The 19664-nt window shown below is 60.1% G+C and carries 19 protein-coding genes; 2 read left to right on the plus strand and 17 right to left on the minus strand.

Annotated elements, in window-relative coordinates; all coding sequences use genetic code 11:
* Positions 1–38 precede the first annotated feature (38 nt).
* The 6 genes from odhB to sdhC form a co-directional block, all read right to left on the minus strand.
* A complete protein-coding gene (gene odhB / locus LB453_RS16340; protein ID WP_103794953.1) occupies positions 39–1259 on the minus strand; it encodes a 2-oxoglutarate dehydrogenase complex dihydrolipoyllysine-residue succinyltransferase in 1221 nt (406 codons plus the stop codon).
* A 16-nt stretch (positions 1260–1275) separates the two neighbouring features.
* Complete coding sequence (gene sucA / locus LB453_RS16345; RefSeq protein WP_103794954.1) at positions 1276–4083, minus strand: 2-oxoglutarate dehydrogenase E1 component; 2808 nt, start codon at positions 4081–4083, stop codon at positions 1276–1278.
* Between the two features lie 204 nt (positions 4084–4287).
* Complete coding sequence (locus LB453_RS16350) at positions 4288–5004, minus strand: succinate dehydrogenase iron-sulfur subunit (RefSeq protein ID WP_103794955.1); 717 nt, start codon at positions 5002–5004, stop codon at positions 4288–4290.
* A gap of 14 nt (positions 5005–5018) precedes the next feature.
* Positions 5019–6785, minus strand: a complete 1767-nt coding sequence (gene sdhA, locus LB453_RS16355) for a succinate dehydrogenase flavoprotein subunit (protein ID WP_224481522.1) — start codon at positions 6783–6785, stop codon at positions 5019–5021.
* Entirely contained in the window at positions 6786–7133 is a 348-nt protein-coding gene (sdhD, locus tag LB453_RS16360) for a succinate dehydrogenase membrane anchor subunit (protein ID WP_103794957.1), read from the minus strand.
* Positions 7127–7516: a succinate dehydrogenase cytochrome b556 subunit gene (sdhC, locus tag LB453_RS16365; RefSeq protein WP_033751718.1), complete on the minus strand. Its 390-nt coding sequence runs from the start codon at positions 7514–7516 to the stop codon at positions 7127–7129. The genes sdhD and sdhC overlap by 7 nt, the downstream gene beginning before the upstream one ends.
* A gap of 633 nt (positions 7517–8149) precedes the next feature.
* Between sdhC and LB453_RS16370 the strand changes: the two genes are divergently transcribed.
* Positions 8150–9433, plus strand: a complete 1284-nt coding sequence (locus LB453_RS16370; RefSeq protein ID WP_103794958.1) for a citrate synthase — start codon at positions 8150–8152, stop codon at positions 9431–9433.
* A 109-nt stretch (positions 9434–9542) separates the two neighbouring features.
* Here the strand turns inward: LB453_RS16370 and nei are convergent, their stop codons facing one another.
* From nei to LB453_RS16425, 11 genes are all read right to left on the minus strand, one after another.
* Positions 9543–10331, minus strand: a complete 789-nt coding sequence (gene nei, locus LB453_RS16375) for an endonuclease VIII (protein WP_103794959.1) — start codon at positions 10329–10331, stop codon at positions 9543–9545.
* A 10-nt stretch (positions 10332–10341) separates the two neighbouring features.
* On the minus strand, positions 10342–10989 hold the full coding sequence (gene pcp, locus LB453_RS16380; RefSeq protein WP_103794960.1) for a pyroglutamyl-peptidase I: 648 nt from the start codon (positions 10987–10989) through the stop codon (positions 10342–10344).
* A gap of 7 nt (positions 10990–10996) precedes the next feature.
* Positions 10997–12013 carry a DUF979 domain-containing protein gene (locus LB453_RS16385; protein ID WP_103794961.1) on the minus strand — a complete coding sequence of 339 codons (1017 nt, stop codon included), beginning with the start codon at positions 12011–12013 and terminating at the stop codon, positions 10997–10999.
* The gene (locus LB453_RS16390; RefSeq protein WP_103794962.1) at positions 12013–12741 is read right to left on the minus strand and encodes a DUF969 domain-containing protein; all 729 of its coding nucleotides are present in this window, start codon (positions 12739–12741) and stop codon (positions 12013–12015) included. Before LB453_RS16390 ends, LB453_RS16385 begins: the two co-directional genes overlap by 1 nt.
* 54 nt (positions 12742–12795) lie before the next feature.
* Positions 12796–13533 carry a 5-oxoprolinase subunit PxpA gene (gene pxpA, locus LB453_RS16395; RefSeq protein WP_103794963.1) on the minus strand — a complete coding sequence of 246 codons (738 nt, stop codon included), beginning with the start codon at positions 13531–13533 and terminating at the stop codon, positions 12796–12798.
* Entirely contained in the window at positions 13523–14455 is a 933-nt protein-coding gene (pxpC, locus tag LB453_RS16400; protein WP_103794964.1) for a 5-oxoprolinase subunit PxpC, read from the minus strand. Before pxpC ends, pxpA begins: the two co-directional genes overlap by 11 nt.
* On the minus strand, positions 14449–15105 hold the full coding sequence (gene pxpB, locus LB453_RS16405) for a 5-oxoprolinase subunit PxpB (RefSeq protein WP_103794965.1): 657 nt from the start codon (positions 15103–15105) through the stop codon (positions 14449–14451). The genes pxpC and pxpB overlap by 7 nt, the downstream gene beginning before the upstream one ends.
* Positions 15106–15239: 134 nt before the next feature.
* Positions 15240–15983 (minus strand): type 2 GTP cyclohydrolase I, encoded by a 744-nt coding sequence (locus LB453_RS16410; RefSeq protein ID WP_103794966.1) that lies wholly within the window; start codon positions 15981–15983, stop codon positions 15240–15242.
* A gap of 17 nt (positions 15984–16000) precedes the next feature.
* A complete protein-coding gene (gene phrB, locus LB453_RS16415) occupies positions 16001–17428 on the minus strand; it encodes a deoxyribodipyrimidine photo-lyase (RefSeq protein WP_103794967.1) in 1428 nt (475 codons plus the stop codon).
* Between the two features lies 1 nt (position 17429).
* Entirely contained in the window at positions 17430–18386 is a 957-nt protein-coding gene (locus LB453_RS16420) for a YbgA family protein (protein WP_103794968.1), read from the minus strand.
* Between the two features lie 161 nt (positions 18387–18547).
* Positions 18548–18748 carry a YbfA family protein gene (locus LB453_RS16425; protein WP_103794969.1) on the minus strand — a complete coding sequence of 67 codons (201 nt, stop codon included), beginning with the start codon at positions 18746–18748 and terminating at the stop codon, positions 18548–18550.
* A 234-nt stretch (positions 18749–18982) separates the two neighbouring features.
* On the opposite strand from LB453_RS16425, the gene kdpE reads away from it, so the two are divergent.
* A complete protein-coding gene (gene kdpE / locus LB453_RS16430) occupies positions 18983–19657 on the plus strand; it encodes a two-component system response regulator KdpE (RefSeq protein ID WP_103795263.1) in 675 nt (224 codons plus the stop codon).
* Positions 19658–19664 lie beyond the last annotated feature (7 nt).

The following is a 19664-nucleotide window of genomic DNA, read 5'->3' on the forward strand; positions in this document are numbered from 1 at the left end:
AGGTTGGGCGCGCCGGATTCTGGCGCGCCCGGCAAAAATCAGACGTCCAGCAGCAGACGTGCCGGATCTTCCAGCAGCTCTTTCACCGCCACCAGATAGCCGACCGATTCACGGCCGTCGATCAGACGGTGATCGTAGGAGAGCGCCAGATACATCATCGGCAGTACCACAACCTGACCATTCACCGCCATCGGACGATCTTTAATGGCGTGCATACCCAGGATGGCACTCTGCGGTGGGTTGATGATCGGGGTCGACATCAGCGAGCCGAACACCCCGCCGTTGGTGATGGTGAAGTTACCGCCGGTCAGCTCCTCGACCGTCAGCTTGCCGTCACGGCCTTTGATCGCCAGCTCTTTAATTTTCTTCTCGATGTCTGCCATGCTCAGCGCATCAACATCTTTCAGCACCGGCGTCACCAGGCCGCGCGGCGTAGAGACCGCGATGCTGACGTCGAAGTAGTTGTGGTAAACCACATCTTCGCCGTCGATAGAGGCGTTCACTTCCGGGAAACGCTTCAGCGCTTCAACCACCGCCTTGAGATAGAAGGACATAAAGCCCAGGCGCACGCCGTGACGCTTCTCGAAGGATTCGCCGTACTGCTTACGCAGATCCATGATCGGCTTCATGTTCACTTCGTTGAAGGTGGTCAGCATCGCCGTGCTGTTTTTCGCTTCCAGCAGACGCTCGGCTACGCGCTTGCGCAGACGGGTCATCGGCACGCGTTTTTCGCTGCGGTTGGCGACCGCTGGCTGCGGTGCAGCTTCAGCGGCGGCCGGGGCAGCTTTCGCCGCGGCAGGTTTGTTCGCCAGGTGTTTTTCCACATCTTCGCGGGTGATACGACCGCCAACGCCGCTGCCTTTAATCTGCGACGCGTCGAGATCGTGTTCGGCAATCAGACGACGAATCGCCGGGCTCAGCGCATCGTTGCTCTCTTCTTCCAGCGACGCGGTCTGGCGCTGCGCCGGCGTGGACTCGTTGGCCTCAGCTTTCGCGCTGGTCTCTTTGCCTGCGCTGTTGCCCTCTTTCAGGCGGCCGAGAATCTGGCGTGAGGTCACCGTTGCGCCCTCATCTTCCAGCACGGCTTCCAGCACGCCGTCAGCCTGGGCTGGCACTTCCAGTACCACTTTGTCTGTTTCGATCTCTACCAGCACTTCGTCGCGGCTTACCGCATCGCCTGGTTTTTTGTGCCAGGTTGCCACGGTGGCATCGGCAACGGATTCAGGCAGGTCGGGAACGAGAATATCTACGCTACTCATTATCTTTCCTTTTAAATTAACCAAGGTTCAGCGCGTCATTAACCAGGTCTTGCTGCTGTTGTTGATGTACGGACATATAGCCCACGGCCGGCGAAGCGGAGGCCGGACGGCCCGCATAGCGCAGTGAAGCACCAAACGGAACCACTTCGCGGAAGTGATGCTGGCTGCAATACCATGCGCCCTGATTCAGCGGCTCTTCCTGACACCAGACGAAATCCTGCACATGGGCATAATCTTTTAACGCTTCCTGCACCGCTTTATGCGGGAACGGATAGAGCTGCTCGATACGCACAATGGCGACATCGGTCTGCTCATTTTTGCGGCGCTGCTCAAGCAGGTCGTAGTAAACCTTACCGGAACAGAGCACCACGCGTTTCACCTGCTGCGGATCGAGCGCGTCGATTTCGCCGATGGCGGGCTGGAAGCTGCCGTTGGCCAGTTCATCCAGCGAAGAGATCGCCAGCGGATGACGCAGCAGCGATTTCGGCGACATCACGATCAGCGGACGGCGCATACCGCGCAGCGCCTGACGACGCAGCATGTGGTAAACCTGCGCTGGCGTTGAAGGCACGCACACCTGCATATTCTGCTCGGCGCAGAGCTGCAGATAGCGTTCCAGACGCGCGGAAGAGTGCTCTGGACCCTGGCCTTCATAGCCGTGCGGCAGCAGCATCACCAGGCCACACATCCGGCCCCACTTCTGCTCGCCAGAGCTGATGAACTGGTCAATTACCACCTGTGCGCCGTTGGCAAAGTCGCCGAACTGCGCTTCCCAGATGGTCAGGGTACGCGGCTCTGCAGTGGCATAGCCATATTCGAACGCCAGCACCGCCTCTTCCGACAGCACGGAGTCCCACACCTTGAACTGCCCCTGGCCATTATGGATATGGTGCAGCGGCGTATAGGTTGAGCCGTTGGACTGATTGTGGATCACCGCATGGCGATGGAAGAAGGTGCCGCGACCGGAGTCTTCGCCAGAGAGACGCACCGGAATGCCCTCATCCACCAGCGTGGCGTAGGCCAGGTTCTCGGCGCCGCCCCAGTCGAAAGGTTTGTTGCCTTCCGCCATCTCTTTACGGTCGTTGTAGATCTTCGCCACGCGCGCCTGCACCTCAACCGCTTCCGGGATCTGGCTGATACGACGCGCCAGCTCCTGCAGACGTTTGGGTTCGACGGTGGCCGGGTAGCTCTCATCCCACTCATGGTTGAGATAAGGCGACCAGGTAAAGGAGTGCAGGCTCATCGGGCGCCATTCGGCCACCACGCATTCACCCGCATCCAGCGCGTCGCGGTAGAGATTGACCATCTCGGTCGCATCTTCCGGGCTGGCGGAGCCTTCCGCCGCCAGGCGATCGGCATAGAGCTTACGCGGCGTCGGATGCTTTTTGATTTTCTGGTACATCAGCGGCTGGGTCGCGCTCGGCTCGTCGGCTTCGTTATGGCCGTGACGGCGGTAGCACACCAGGTCGATAAAGACGTCGCGCTTAAAGGTGTTGCGATAGTCGAGCGCCAGGCGGGTAACAAACGCCACCGCTTCCGGGTCGTCCGCGTTGACGTGGAAGATCGGCGCCAGCACCATTTTACCGATATCGGTACAATACGGCGTCGAGCGTGCGTCGCGCGGGTTAGAGGTGGTGAAGCCCACCTGGTTGTTGATCACGATACGGACGGTGCCGCCGACTTCATAGCCGCGCGCCTGAGACATGTTCAGGGTTTCCTGCACCACGCCCTGACCGATAACCGCGGCGTCGCCGTGGATAGTGATCGGCAGAACCTGGTTGCTGCCCGGCGAATCGAGACGATCGAGACGCGCGCGCACCGAGCCCATCACTACCGGGCTAACGATCTCCAGATGCGACGGGTTGAACGCCAGCGCCAGATGCACCAGGCCGCCTTCGGTCTCGACGTCGGACGAGAAGCCCATATGGTATTTCACGTCGCCGGTGCCGAGGTGATCCTTATGCTTGCCGGAGAACTCGTCGAAGAGATCCTGCGGCTTTTTGCCCAGCACGTTGATCAGCACGTTAAGACGACCGCGGTGCGCCATACCCAGCACCACTTCGCGCGTGCCGCTTTTACCCGCGTGGCGGATCATCTCGCGCAGCATCGGGATCAGCGCATCGCCGCCCTCCAGCGAGAAGCGTTTCGCGCCGGGGAATTTCGCGCCGAGGTATTTTTCCAGCCCTTCTGCCGCGGTCAGCTCTTTCAGGAAACCTTTTTTCTCTTCGCTGCTAAAGGCTGCACGGCCCGCCGCCGATTCGAGACGCTGCTGGATCCAGCGCTTTTCTTCGGTGTTGTTGATGTGCATGTACTCTGCGCCGATAGAGCCGCAATAGGTCTGCTGCAGCGCGTCGAAGAGGTCGGCCAGCTTCATGGTCTCTTTGCCGATGGCGAAAGAGCCTACGTTAAAGCTTTCCTGAAAATCGTCCTCGGTCAGATCGTGAAAGGCGGGGTCGAGGTCAGCGACACGATCCTGCTTCCACAGGCCAAGCGGGTCGAGATTCGCATGCTGATGGCCGCGAAAACGGAAGGCGTTAATCAGCTGCAGGACTTTAACCTGCTTTGAATTGGCGGCCGGATCGGAGACGGTGGAGGTGTAACGAGATGCATCTTTCGCCAGGCGACGAAAGTATTCGCGCGTGGTGGAGTGAAACTGTTCAGGCTTCACGCCGGTGCCCGGCAGCTGTTGGAACATCGTGCGCCACACTGCATCGACAGAGTCCGGATCGGTCAGGAAATCCTCATAGAGTTGCTCTATGTAAGACTGGTTCGCGCCGGCCAGCCAGGAGGAGTCCAGCCAGGGCTTCATCGCGCTGTTCTGCATTGTGATCCCTTAAGCATTACTATGCTTTTTTGAGGTTTCATTTGTTGCCGCTTTCGCGGTTTGCCGTAGTGAGTTCAGCGATACGAGCCTGTGCGCTCACACGCGCCCTGCCCGTAAGGGAACCTTGCTAAGCGTGGCTCCGCCGCGCTTAGCAAGGCTTCCGTAAAACGCCGGGAACCTGAGGTTCCCGGACGAATTAAGGTGTTACGCCCCCCGCTGCAGCAGCATCGACTTGATATGGCCGATGGCGCGCGTTGGGTTCAGCCCTTTCGGACAGACGCTCACACAGTTCATAATGCTGTGACAGCGGAAAACGCTGAAAGCGTCGTTCAGATTGTCCAGGCGCGCTTCGGTTTCAGTGTCGCGGCTGTCAATCAGGAAGCGGTACGCGGCCAGCAGGCCCGCCGGGCCAACAAACTTGTCTGGATTCCACCAGAACGACGGACAGGAGGTGGAGCAGCAGGCGCAGAGGATACACTCATACAGACCATCCAGATGCTCGCGCTCGCCCGGCGACTGCAGATGTTCGCGCGCCGGCGGATTCTCTCCGTTATTCAACAGGTAAGGCTTAATCTTCTCATACTGCGCGTAGAATTGCCCCATATCTACGACCAGGTCGCGGACCACCGGCAGGCCCGGCAGCGGACGGATAACGATTTTCTTCGTGCCGTTGCCCAGCGCGGAGATCGGCGTGATACAGGCCAGGCCATTTTTGCCGTTCATATTCAGGCCGTCGGAGCCGCACACGCCTTCGCGGCAGGAGCGACGAAACGCCAGCGTCGGATCTTTCTCTTTCAGCCGGATAAGCGCGTCCAGCAGCATCATGTCGCGGCCGTCTTCCGATTCCAGCGTGTAATCCTGCATGCGCGGCGCGGCGTCAACCTCAGGATTGTAGCGATAAATTGAAAACTCGAGTTTCATGATCGTCTCCGCTATTAGTAGGTACGCACTTTCGGCGGGAAGGCCGCGCGCAGTTTCGGCTGCATGTTCACCTCGCGGCGCGTCATGCTCTCGGTTTCGGGGACGTAGAGACTGTGGCACAACCAGTTTTCATCATCGCGATCCGGGAAGTCGAATCGACTGTGCGCGCCGCGGCTTTCGGTGCGGAAGTTAGCCGCAACCGCCGTGGCGTAAGCCGTTTCCATCAGGTTATCCAGCTCCAGGCACTCAATACGCTGGGTATTGAAGTCCGGTGAACGGTCATCCAGACGGGCTGATTTCAGACGCTCGCGAATCTGTTTCAGCTCTTCCAGACCCTGCTTCATCGCATCGCCTTCGCGGAATACTGAGAAGTTGTTCTGCATGCAGCGCTGCAGCGCCTTACGGATTTCTACCGGATCTTCACCGGTGGTGTTGCTTTCCCAGCGGTTGAAACGCGCCATCGCGGCGTCGATTTCGTCCTGGGTGGCGTCGCGCAGCGGGCCCTGTTGTTCGATGCACTCCATCAGATGGACGCCGGCCGCGCGGCCGAACACCACCAGGTCCAGCAGCGAGTTGCCGCCGAGACGGTTGGCGCCGTGCACCGATACGCAGGCGATTTCGCCGACGGCAAACAGGCCAGGGAGCACTTCATCTTCGCCCTGCGCGTTGACGCGCAGCGCCTGACCGGTCACTTTGGTCGGAATGCCGCCCATCATATAGTGACAGGTTGGAATAACCGGAATCGGCTCTTTGATCGGATCGGCGTGCGCGAATGTGCGCGACAGCTCCAGGATGCCCGGCAGACGCGACTCCAGCACTTCGGCACCCAGGTGATCAAGCTTCAGCTTGATATGCGGGCCCCAGGGGCCATCGCAGCCGCGGCCTTCGCGGATTTCAATCATCATGGAGCGCGCGACCACGTCACGGCCCGCCAGATCTTTGGCGTTCGGCGCGTAACGCTCCATAAAGCGCTCGCCATGTTTATTCAGCAGATAACCGCCTTCGCCGCGGCACCCTTCGGTCACCAGCACGCCCGCGCCGGCGATGCCGGTCGGGTGGAACTGCCACATCTCCATATCCTGCACCGGCACGCCTGCGCGCAGCGCCATGCCGACGCCGTCGCCGGTATTGATATGCGCGTTGGTGGTGGACTGATAGATACGGCCTGCGCCGCCGGTCGCCAGAATGGTCGCTTTGGCTTTGAAGTAGACGGTTTCGCCGGTTTCAATGCAGATCGCCGTACAGCCGACGATGGCGCCATCCTGATTTTTTACCAGGTCGAGCGCATACCATTCGGAGAAGATGGTGGTTTTGTTCTTCAGGTTCTGCTGATAGAGGGTGTGCAGCAGCGCGTGGCCGGTACGGTCCGCCGCCGCCGCGGTGCGTGCCGCCTGCTCGCCGCCGAAGTTTTTCGACTGGCCGCCGAACGGACGCTGATAGACGCGGCCATCTTCCAGACGGGAGAATGGCAGACCCATATGCTCCAGCTCCAGAATCGCCTCCGGGCCGGTTTTACACATATATTCGATCGCGTCCTGGTCGCCGATATAGTCGGAACCTTTGACGGTATCGTACATGTGCCATTCCCAGTTATCTTCATGGGTGTTACCGAGCGCAACGGTAATACCGCCCTGCGCAGACACGGTGTGGGAACGGGTTGGAAAGACTTTCGACAGCAGGGCGCAGCTCTGGCCCGACTGGGAGATTTGCAGTGCGGCGCGCATTCCCGCGCCGCCTGCGCCGATCACCACGGCATCAAATTCTCTGACTGGCAAATTCATTTACACACCCCACACCACAACAGTTCCATAAATTGCATACGACAACAGCGCGACCACAATCACCAGCTGCAGAATCAGACGAACAGCGAGACCTTTTACGTAGTCGGTCAGCACTTGCCACATACCAATCCAGCCGTGGATCAGAATGGAGAACAGCGTCAGCAGGGTGAACACTTTGGTGAATGACGAGGCGAAGAAGCCGCGCCAGACATCATAGGTCAACGTGTCGGTCAGGGCGATAAAGCCCACGATGTAGAGGATGTAGAGCGTTATGAGGATTGCCGAAGCGCGCAGCAGCAGCCAGTCCTGAATGCCGCTGCGGCCCAACGCGGATGCATTGCTTACCATACGAGAACTCCTGCCAGGATTGAAAGCACGACAGTAATACCGAAGGTGACCCAGGCAGATTGGCGGCCGATAGCCAGCGTCTCAGCAAGGTAACCAAAGTCCATCAACATATGACGAATCCCGCCCACCGTATGGAACGCCAGCGCGGTAAGAATGCCCCACAGAATAAACTTCACGAAGAAGCTATCCATAATGGCGGCAGCGTGCTGGAAACCTTCCGGGGAAGAGAGAGAGGTGCCCAGCAACCAGAGCAGGATACCGAGAGCCACAAAGGTTATGACGCCGGAAACGCGATGGAGAATGGACGATATTGCAGTAACGGGAAACCGGATCGTCGAGAGATCCAAGTTGACAGGTCTTTGTTTTTTCACGGTTTTGCCCACACAGCTCTTTTTTATTTTGCTTCCTCCGGTCCCTGAGGCGGAGTCGAATCACAGGTGTGTTCAGACTTTAACCGTCACCAAATCAGCAACATCCAGTGTTAATTGACGCGGTAGAAACGCTGGGTGGCTCCTGGTGTCAGGGGGTTTCCGGAGACCTGGCGGCAGTATAGGACGATCACATTCTTATTACAATTACCCTACAATCTCTTTGGGTACATTTGCGTGAAACAGTGATCCGACTCACGAATTTCACATTTAATACAAATTTAATTATCTGATTTGACAAAAGTTCAACAATTCAGTTACAAACTAGGGCATCAAACCCCAGTGATGCATAAAAGTTATGGGGATACACTTTCCCCTAAGCACAAGTTATGTAACATTCTGATCATGAACACCCTAAAACAACAGGTTGTTGATTACCAGAAAGTTATGTCCAGACCGGATCTTTAACAACCGCGATATGCAGAATTTCATGACTGCCTCGTTCCCTGCCGGGACACGCCTCTCACTCTGTACCCTGCACCCGTGTTGTTACCGCAGAGTGTTATTGTGAAGTTAATGGCGACCGCAACATGACCGCTTTTCAGGTGTCTAAGATCCATACTTACATAAGGCGCTATGGAGACGAAAATGACAGATAAAAAAGTGACGCTAACCCTACAAGATGAAACGGCTCTTGAGCTGGACGTGCTGAAAGGCACCCTTGGGCAGGATGTGGTTGATGTCCGCGCCTTAGGCTCCAGCGGCCTTTTCACCTTTGACCCGGGTTTCACCTCTACAGCGTCCTGCGAATCCAAAATCACCTTTATCGACGGCGATGAAGGCATTCTGCTGCATCGCGGCTTCCCTATCGATCAGCTGGCGACCCACTCTAACTATCTCGAAGTGTGCTATATCCTGCTGAACGGCGAAGCGCCGACCCAGAAGCAGTTTGAAGAGTTCCGCGAGACGGTAACCCGCCACACCATGATCCATGAGCAGATTACCCGTCTGTTCCACGGCTTCCGTCGCGACTCGCATCCGATGGCGGTCATGTGCGGCGTGACCGGCGCGCTGGCTGCCTTCTATCACGACTCGCTGGATGTGAATAATGAGCGTCACCGTGAAATCGCCGCGTTCCGCCTGCTGTCGAAAATGCCGACCATGGCGGCGATGTGTTACAAATATTCTATCGGCCAGCCTTTCGTTTATCCGCGCAACGACCTCTCCTACGCTGGCAACTTCCTGCATATGATGTTTGCGACGCCTTGCGAAGAGTACAAGGTGAACCCTGTGCTGGAGCGCGCGATGGACCGTATTCTGATCCTGCACGCCGACCATGAGCAGAACGCCTCAACCTCTACCGTGCGTACCGCTGGCTCCTCCGGTGCCAACCCGTTCGCCTGTATCGCTGCGGGTATCGCCTCGCTGTGGGGACCGGCGCACGGCGGCGCGAACGAAGCGACCCTGCGTATGCTGGAAGAGATCAGCACCGTTGAGCATATTCCGGAATTTGTGCGTCGCGCGAAAGATAAAAACGACTCTTTCCGCCTGATGGGCTTCGGTCACCGCGTCTACAAAAACTACGATCCGCGCGCCACCGTGATGCGTGAGACCTGCCACGAAGTGCTGAACGAGCTGGGCATGAAAGATGACCTGCTGGAAGTGGCGATGGAGCTGGAGCATATTGCGCTGAACGATCCCTACTTTATTGAGCGCAAACTTTATCCGAACGTCGATTTCTACTCCGGCATTATTCTGAAAGCGATGGGCATTCCGTCCTCGATGTTTACCGTGATCTTCGCCATGGCGCGTACCGTCGGCTGGATCGCGCACTGGAAAGAGATGCACGACGAAGGGATGAAGATTGCCCGTCCGCGTCAGCTCTATACCGGCTATACCGAGCGCGAATTTACCTCTGCGCTGAAGAAATAACCGCAGCGGCCTCTGTTTCAGGCCGCACAGAAGCCTGGAGAGCGGGTCTGGCTACCCGCTCCTCAGGCTTCTAATCCGTCTGTAAGGCTAAATTGTGCGCGCTTTTATCTTAGTGCTGGCAGCCCGGACACCAGTAAAAGGGCCGCGACGATAGCGTCCCCTTCTGAATAATCTCGCCGCAGCGCCGGCACTTCTTGCCCTGCCGATGAAACACCTCAAAGCGAAACGCCGCGCCGTGATGGTACTTCTTCATGGTGCCGCGCATGCGGTAAGAGTGACGCGGGATCGCCAGCAGCGCCTCGCTGAGCCGGTCAAGCTGCTCATCCGTTAAATCTTGTGCGCGATGATGCGCCAGCAGGCCCGCCTGCCAGAGGATCTCCACGCGCAAATAGTTGCCCAGCCCCGCCAGAAACGCCTGATCGAGCAGCAGCCCGCTAAACTGACGGCGGCGAAAGCGCGGCGAGAGCAGCCGCTCGCGCACCGTCGCAACCTCAAGCTGCGCATCGAGTACGTCGGGACCCACGCGATTTAAAAAGGGATGCGCCGCCAGCGACTCGGCATTCAGCAGTTCGATATCGGAGGCGCTGTAAAGCAGAATAGCGCGATCGGCGACCGCCAGCCGCACACGCAGCTGGCGTTTGGTTTCCGGCACCGTGCCGCTCTCTACCACGCGCCAGACGCCGTAGAGCTGGTTATGGCTGTAGAGCGTCAGGCCGTTGGAAAAGTGTGTCAGCAGCGCTTTGCCGCGCGTCTCAATGGCGTTGACCTGCTCGCCCACCAGCGTGGGCTCATAGGTTTTGAGTTCAGGAAAGGCAAACCAGACCTCCGTCAACGGTTTGCCGACAATGGCTTCCTCAAGCTGATCCGCCGCGCGGCGGATCTCCGGTCCTTCTGGCATTTTCGTCCTCTCAGTGCGTTGCGCCGCCGGCAACTTTCAGATCAGTTTCCGTCTCCAGCGAGACGCGGATCGCAATCTCCAGCGCCTGCATAACATGGTCGCGCGCCATGCTCGGCGCGCCAGGGTGCTGCGCCGCCTGCTCCGGCAAATAGGGAATATGCACAAAGCCGCCGCGCACGCGGTTGCCCTGGCTATGCAGCCGGTGCAGCAGGCCGTACATCACCCGGTTGCAGGTAAAGGTACCGGCAGTCTGCGACACCGAGGCAGGAATGCCAGCCGCGCGCACCGCCGCGACAATCGCCTTAATCGGCAGCGTGGAGAAATAGCCTGCCGGGCCGTCCGCCACGATCGGCTCATCCACCGGCTGCTGCCCTGCGTTATCGGCGATGCGCGCATCGTCGACGTTAATGCCGATGCGCTCGACGGTGATGTCGCTGCGCCCGCCCGCCTGGCCGACCGACAGAATCAAATCGGGCTCGACCTCATCCATAGCGGCGTAGAGCACGCCCAGCACGTCGCTGAAGACCACCGGCAGCTGACGCGCCACGATGCGCGCGCCGCCAGTCTCCTTGCCCTCAAGCGCCCGTACCGCTTCCCACGAGGGATTAATGCTCTCGCCGCCAAATGGTTCGAACGCCGTCACTAATACCGTCTTCATACTGACCTCACCGGAACATCAGGAAATAGAGCAGAAATACGTTAACGATTAACAGTAGCACACCGGTTGGCACCTGGGCCTTGATCACCGCGTTGCGATCCGGCAGCTCCAGCAGCGCGGCCGGCACGATATTGAAGTTGGCCGCCATTGGCGTCATCAGCGTGCCGCAGTAGCCCGAGAACATGCCAATCGCCGCCATTACGGCGGGATCGCCATGGTGCTGCAGCACCAGAATCGGAATGCCGACGCCGGCGGTAATAATCGGGAACGCGGCGAAGGCGTTGCCCATTACCATGGTCAGCAGCGCCATGCCGACGGCGTAGACCGTGACGGCGACAAAGCGGTTGTCGACGGCCAGATAGTTCGCCGTCAGATGGGAAATGGCGCTGCCAACGCCGGCGCTGGTGAACAGCAGGCCGAGGGTGGCGAGAATTTGCGGCAGAATAAAGGCCCAGCCGATGGCATCCAGCAGACGGCGCGTCTCCTGCATCGACTGCACCGGCTTCTCGTGCGTCATTTTCAGCGCAATCAGCCAGCCCAGCAGACAGCCGATCATCATGGAGAACAGCGTGACCAGCGTCGCATGATTCCCTGCGCCAAATACCGCTTCCTGCAGGCCGGGGATATGGTTAAAGGCCAGCACGCCAATGACCGTTACCACCGGGATCGCCAGCGCGGGCAGGAAGAGCCGGTTGCCGAGGCGGCGGGCGCTGACCTGCTTCTCCTCGTCGCTGCGCTGATGGTAGCGGCCAAGGCGGACGCCGCCGCAGCCGGCGATCAGCGCCATCGCCACGACCAGCACGCCGACGCCAATATGCAGATAGCGCACGCCCAGTTCCGACGTGCCGCTCAGCGCGCTTACCAGCTGCGTTGTCCAGTCGCCGACCAGAAATATCAGGCCGTAGAGCGCCCAGAACAGGCCGGTGGTGAAGCGGCGCGGGTTATGGCTGTCGCGCCAGGAGAGCACGGCGACCACCAGCAGAATCACGCCCGCCAGCCACATCAGATATTGTTGCTGGAACATTAGCGGCCCCCTTTCGCTTTCAGCGCGGCGCCGTTCAGCGCCTGCAGCTCGCGCGCCAGCTGGCGGTCAAGCCGCACCATACGCGCCGAATGGATAAGAAAGGCGGCCACGGCGGTGGGAATGCCCCAGACGGCGATATGCAGCGGCTCGGTCTGAATATTGGCCGACTCCAGCATAAAGTTGTGCATAAAGATAATCGCGCCAAAGGCGACGAAAATATCCTCGCCGAAGAAGAGCCCGACGTTATCCGTCGCCGCCGACATGGCGCGCAGACGATGCCGCACCTCCAGCGGTACCTCGCCGTAGCGGTTCTCGGTCGCCCCTTCCGCCATCGGGGCCAGCAGCGGACGCACCATCTGCGGATGACCGCCAAGGCTGGTCAGGCCAAGCGCCGCCGTCACCTCACGCACAAAGAGATAGACGATCAGCAGACGTCCGGCGGTAGCGGTTTTGATCTGCGCGATCCAGGCCTGCGCGCGCTCTTTCAGGCCGTGCCGCTCCAGCAGGCCGATAACCGCCAGCGGCAACAGCAGGATCAGCGGCAGGTTGCGCGTATTGAGAAAGCCCGCGCCCAGTTTTTCCAGAATATCGCCCAGCGGCATCAGCGCGGCGAAGCCGGTGACGAAGCCAGCGACAATCACCACCAGCACCGGATTGAAGCGCAGCAAAAAGCCGATGACGATTGCCGCAATGCCCAGAAGCGGCCAGAGGTTGATCACGTTATCCATGTTTACCCTTATGTTGAAAAAGCCCGGCTGCGAGGCCGGGCAAAGAAGGAAAAATTACGCGCTGGTGACGGCAATCTGCTCGGCGGCGAAGAGATCGCGCAGACGCTGCGCAAACAGCAAGGCGTGCGCGCCGTCGCCGTGCAGACAGACGGTCTGCGCGTTTACAGCGACCCACTCGCCGCTGACGCTCTCGACCCTTCTCTCTTTAACCATGGTCAGCGTCTGCTGGATAGCGCGCGCTTCGTCTTCAATCATCGCGCCCGGCTGGCTGCGCGGCACCAGCGCCCCGCTGCTGAGGTAGCCGCGATCGGCGAACACCTCTTCGCGCGTGCGCAGCCCGTGGTGCGCCGCGGCGCGTATCGACTCGCTGCCCGCCAGACCGACCAGAATCAGATCCGCGTCGATCGCCTTTACCGCGCGCGCGATGGCGTCCGCCAGCGTCGCGTCGGCGGCGGCCTGGTTATAGAGCATGCCGTGCGGCTTAACGTGTACCAGCCGTTCGCCTTCGCTCTCCGCCAGACTCTTCAGCGCGCCGATCTGATAGATCATCTGCGCATAAACCGTTTCCGGCGGCAGCTGCATCGCGGTGCGCCCGAAGTTTTCGCGATCCGGGAAGCTGGGATGCGCGCCAATTGCCACGCCGAACTCTTTTGCCCAGCGCACCGACTGCAGCATGGTCTGCGCGTCGCCAGCGTGAAAACCGCAGGCGATATTGGCGGAGCTGACCAGCTGCAGCAGCGCGCGATCGCTGTCGCCGCCTTCCCCGAGATCGGCGTTCAGATCAATCTTCATCAGCAAGTCCCCATGCCATATGATCCAGCGCGCGCCGCTGATGCATGCGGGCCTGCATGGCCACCGGCAGCGAACACTGAAGAAAGTGAATCGGCTCGCCCAGACGGATCTGCGCCAGCTGATAGAGATCGGCGTCGATCACGCAGGCGATACGCGGATAACCGCCGGTGGTCTGCGCATCGGCCATCAGTACGATCGGCTGCCCGTTCGGCGGCACCTGCACCACGCCGGGCACCAGCCCGTGCGACAGCAGCTCGCGGGTGGTTTCGCGTTTCAGCTCCGGCCCCTGCAGGCGATAGCCCATGCGGTTGCTCTGCGGGCTTAGCGTCCAGGGCGTGCGCCAGAAGGCCTGCTGCGCCTCGCGGCTGAACTCATGATATTCCGGGCCCGGCAGCGCGCGAATGCGGTTGCTCCACAGCAGCTGACGCACGCCCGCCTTGCGCGTAAAGACCCGCGTCGGCTTGCCGAGCGGCAAACGGTCGCCATCTTCCAGCTTGCGCCCTTCCCAGCCGCCGAAGCCAGCTTTCAGATCGGTGCTGAGCGAGCCGAGCACCGGCGCGACGTCGAAGCCGCCGTGGATCGCCAGATAGCTGCGCATGCCGTGCAGCGGCATGGAGAGCGTCAGCACCTGCCCTTTCTTCACCGGCAGCCGCCAGCCGGTCCAGACCGGTTTGTCGTCCAGCTCGGCATTGCAGGCGGCGCCGGTTAAGGCGAACCAGCCGTCGCGCATAAATTCGGCCTTGAACTGGCCCAGCACGATTTCCAGCACCGCGCTGTCCGGCGCGTTGCCGACCAGCAGATTGGCGGTGCGCATCGCCGGCAGGTCGAGCACCCCACCGACGCTGATGCCGGACTGACGCCAGCCGGCGCGGCCGCTGTCCTGAAGGGTTGTCGCCAGTCCGGCGCGCAGGATCCTTAACATATGCCCTCCTTTTGCGGCACAAAGCGCACGCTGTCGCCGGGACGCAGCAGCGTCGGCGGCTGCTGTTGCGGATCAAACAGCGCGACGGGCGTCCGCCCCAGCAGCTGCCAGCCGCCGGGCGTGGCGAGCGGATAGATGCCGGTCTGGCTGCCGCCGATGCCCACGGAACCGGCCGGTACGCTCAGGCGCGGTTCGGCGCGGCGCGGCGTGTGAAGACGGCTGTCAAGGCCGCCCAGATAGGGGAATCCCGGCTGAAAGCCGATAAAATAGACCACGTAGTCGATGCTGCTGTGCAGCTCCACCACCTGCTGCGGCGTCAGGCCAGCGCAGTCGGCCACCAGCTGTAGATCCGGCCCGCCGTCGCCGCCGTATATTACCGGGATCTCCACCAGCCGCGACGTCGCCTCCAGCACCTCGCTCTCTTCCCACCAGCGCTGCAGACGTTCAATGGCGTCCGGCGCGCTCTGCTGCGGGTCGCGCAGCAGCAGCGTGATGTTGTTCATGCCTGGAATCACATCCACCACCTGCTCATGCTGCTGCAGATGCTGCGTTAATCCCCAAATGCGCTGCTGGCTTTGCAGCGATACCGGCGGCTCAAGCTCCAGCACCACCGCCTGTTCGCCAAGCAGATAACATCGTGCTCGTTGCAAATTCCACCTCCACTTTTCCGCTGCGCGAGGCGCGACGGCTGACGATTATCAGAATAAAGCGAATAGTTATGCGAAAGTGTCAGAACAGTGTCAACAGATTTGCGCCCGAAAGCGGGCGCGTCGGAGGAGAATAATCAGGCGGGATTGGCGATATCGATAAAGGTGACGTCCAGACCATGCTCGCTGGCCAGCCACTCGCCCAGCGCTTTAATACCGCCGCGCTCGGTGGCGTGGTGGCCGGCGGCGAAGAAGTGAAGCCCCTGCTCGCGAGCGCTGTGAATCGTCTGCTCGGAGACTTCGCCGGTGATATAGGCGTCAACGCCGAAGCTGGCCGCGCTGTCGATAAAGCCCTGGCCGCCGCCGCTGCACCAGGCGATGCGACGGATCTGCGCCGGGGCGTTGTCGCCGCAGTGCAGCGGCGCACGCCCCAGTTTTTCTTCGATGCGGCGCGCCAGCGCCTCGCCGCTCAGCGGCGTTGCCAGCTCGCCCCAGAAGACCAGCGGCTGGATCTCGCCTTTGACTTCGATATCCAGCAGCTTCGCCAGCTGGGCGTTGTTGCCCAGCGTCGCATGGGCGTCAAGCGGCAGGTGCCAGCCGTAAAGATTGATGTCGTTCGCCAGCAGCGCGCGCAGGCGATTGCGCTTCATGCCTTTAATGACCGCCGGCTCGCTTTTCCAGAAGTAGCCGTGATGCACCAGTATCGCGTCGGCGTTGCGCGCCACGGCTTCATCCACCAGCGCCTGGCAGGCGGTTACGCCGGTGATCACGGTTTTCACTTCGGTTCGTCCCTCAACCTGCAGGCCGTTCGGCGCATAGTCGCTGAAGGCGCCGCTGTTCAGCTGCTGGTTGACGATATTTTCAAGTTCGTAATGGTTCATAACGGCTCCATGCCGCCTCAGGCTGCGTTTTTCGCGCGCACAAAGGCGTCTAATGTCTTTTTACGTGCCTGCTTATGTTCCACGATTGGCGCCGGATAATCGAGTCTCTTGTGATTTTTCTCTGCCCAGCGCTGCGGCTGATGGATATCGCTGTCCGGTACCTCTTTCAGCTCCGGCAGCCACTGACGGATAAATGCGCCCTGGCTGTCGAAGCGCTCGCCCTGGGTGGTCGGGTTAAAGATGCGGAAATAGGGAACCGGATCGGTGCCGGTCGACGCCGCCCACTGCCAGCCACCGTTGTTCGCCGCCAGATCGCCGTCGATCAGGTTTTGCATAAAGTAGCGCTCGCCTTCGCGCCAGTCGATGAGCAGATCTTTTACCAGAAAGCTGGCGGTGATCATGCGCAGGCGGTTATGCATCCAGCCCAGCGCGTTCATCTGCCGCATCGCCGCATCCACAATTGGGTAGCCGGTTTTGCCCGCCTGCCAGGCGGCAAAGTGCGCGTCGTTGCGCTGCCAGTCTACGTGGCGCGTCCAGTCAACAAAGGGCTGATGCCGACAGAGCGCCGGAAACGCTACCATCAGGTGACGGTAAAACTCGCGCCAGATCAGCTCGTTGAGCCAGGTAAAGAGTTGGCTCTGCTCCAGCGCGCGCGGATGCTCATGCAGCACGCGATGCAGGCACTGACGCGGCGACAGCACGCCGGTGGTGAGATAAACCGAGAGTCGGCTGGTGCCGTCTACCGCGGGCGCGTCGCGCGTGGTGCAATAGTCGACGATCGGCTGACGGGCGAAATGGCGCAGCCGCTCCAGCGCCGCGCGCTCCCCTGGGGGAAAGCGCTCGCGGTCGTACTCTTGCAGGGGATAGTCGAAGCGCGCTGGCGCGGCCCCCGCCTTAATGGCGCCGCCGTGGCGCGGTTTCGGCGCGGCGACACACTCCGGCAGCTGCTGCTGCAGCCGCCGCACAAAAGCCTTGCTGAACGGGGTGTAGACTTTGTACATCTTGCCGTCGCCGGTCTGCACGCTCCCTGGCGCCAGCAGCACGCTGTCGTCAAATCCCTGACAAACCACGCCCGCTTGATCGAGGCGCTTTTCCGCCTCGGCGTCGCGCCTGCGTTCGTTCAGCTCATACTGATAGTTATAAAACAGCGCGTCGACGCGATGCTTTTCGCAGAAGGCGCTCAGCAATTCCAGCGAAGCAGCGAAGTCGTCGCACGTCTGGGTGTAGAGCGCAATGCCACGATCGGCCAGCGCCTGCTGCAGTTCAAGCAAGCTGTCGTAGATAAAAGCCGCCTGTTTCGGCGCCATATCGTGCTGACGCCACTGCTGCGGGGTGGCGATAAACAGCGCGATCACCTTTGCCTCGGGGTCGCGACAGGCGGCGCTCAGCGCCAGATTATCGTTTACGCGCAGATCGTTACGCAGCCAGACCAGATGCGTGCGCATATTACTGGCCGTAGCGCAGGCGCAGCGCCTCCGGGTAGGGATCGAAGTAGCGCTGCTGCGTCAGCCAGGGGTGCGGATATTGCGTCATATAGTGCTTCAGCATGGTAATGGGCGCCAGCAGCGGCTGTACGCCGCAGCGGTAGCGATCGATCAGCTCCGCCAGCTCCTGGCGCTGCGGCGAGCTGAGCTGACGGCGGAAATAGCCCTGCGCGTGCATCAGCACGTTGGTGTGGTTACGACGCGACGCCGGCTGCGACAGCAGCGCCATCATGCGGTTGCGATATTCAAATGCGAACGCCTCCAGTGAATCCCACTGGCTCATCGAGGCGACGAACGGCCCAAGCTCGCGATATTTCTCCTGCGAGTGCGCCAGCATCAGCAGCTTATAGCGGCTGTGGAACGCGATCAGCTGCGCGCGCGTTAAGCCGCGCTGCCACATCTGGTTAAATTCGTGCAGCGCGCAGATGCGTCCTACAAAGTTCTCGCGCAGCACCGGATCGTGCAGGCGACCATCCTCTTCCACCGGCAGCCAGGGCAGTTCCGCCTTGAGCTTTTCGGCGAACAGCCCCATGCCCGCTTTACGGTTGTTGTTGGTGTCGGGTTCATAGACGCGCACGCGCTCCATACCGCAGCTGGGCGATTTAGCGCACAGGATGTAGCCGCACAGATGATGCAGCGATTTAACCCGTTCGGCAGACCAGTCGTTCATCTGCTGGGTCATCTCTTCGCCGCCCTCTTTGCTGAAGCAGAGATGAATTTCTTCATCGCGCTGTTTTACCAGCCGCAGCGCCGGACGCGGCGTCGGCAGGCCTATCGCCATTTCGGGGCAGATCGGTTCAAAGCGTACAAAGGGCGCGAGATCGTTGACGGCAAAGGCCAGACGTTTATGACCGCCGTCGAAACGGACTTGTTCCCCCAGCAAACAGGCACTGATACCCAGCGGAATTTTTACGCTCATACTTGTACAACCTCCGAAATCTTGTAGAGGTTTAAGTGTAGCTGAAAATTGCGTGAATAACAGCCTCCAGCCAGCGCTGGAGAGGCTTTTCTCTGTGACGAGGCTTCAGAAACAACAAAGCCCGACGGTTAAATCGGGCTCTGTTTCGCTATGCGGACGGCTTACCAGAAGACGCCGCCTGCAGCTTCGCTTTGCGCCAGCCAGACCGGCTTGGCGCTGGTTTTGCACCACATGCGATGAAGATAGCTGTAAAAACGCGCGCGATCCTGGCGAAACAGCATCACCGGCAGCGCCACAACGCCCAGCAGGATAACCAGCGCACGACGCAACAGGATTTTAGAAAAGGGATATTTTTGATACATCGTTGGCCTCCTTTAAAGCTGTGACTGAAATGTGATCTTGCTCAGATATTACGCTTCCCTGTGTAATTTTGCTACTCATCCGACCACTATTTTTCCCTTTTTAAGACTCATCTTCAGATGATAATGAAAGTAAGTTACAAAATGGTTAAAGCCTTGATCACGTTATGATCAATTCGCAGCCGGATATTTTGCTGCTACAGTAGCGCCAGGTTTTCAGGCATGGAGCACCGCTGCGTGGCCACCGTATTAATCGTTGAAGATGAAAAAGAGATCCGGCGCTTTGTGCGCCTGGCACTGGAAGGGGAAGCGCTGAAGGTATTTGACGCCGATACGCTGCAGCGTGGGCTGATTGAGGCGGCAACGCGCAAACCTGACCTGGTGATCCTCGACCTGGGCCTGCCCGACGGCGACGGACGCGATTTTATCCGCGAGCTGCGCCAGTGGAGCGCCGTCCCGGTGATTATCCTGTCGGCGCGCGTTGACGAGCAGGATAAGATCGACGCGCTCGACGTCGGCGCGGACGACTATCTTACCAAGCCTTTCGGCATCGGCGAGCTGCTGGCGCGCGTGCGCGTGGCGCTGCGCCGCCATCCCGGCCAGCAGCCGGAGCCGGTGATTCGTTTCGCCGACGTCAGCGTCGATCTGGCCGCGCGCCGCGTGGTACGCGCCGATAAAGAGGTTCACCTGACGCCTATTGAGTTTCGTCTGCTGGCCGTTCTGCTGAACAATATCGGCAAAGTGCTGACGCAGCGCCAGCTGTTAAGCCAGGTGTGGGGGCCGAATGCGGTTGAGCACAGTCACTACCTGCGCATCTATATGGCGCATCTGCGTCAGAAGCTGGAGGCGGATCCGGCACAGCCGAAACACCTGCTGACTGAAACCGGCATCGGCTACCGCTTTGTGCCATAAAAAAAGC

Source organism: Pantoea agglomerans (genome assembly GCF_020149765.1).
Classification (GTDB): Bacteria; Pseudomonadota; Gammaproteobacteria; order Enterobacterales; family Enterobacteriaceae; genus Pantoea; species Pantoea alvi.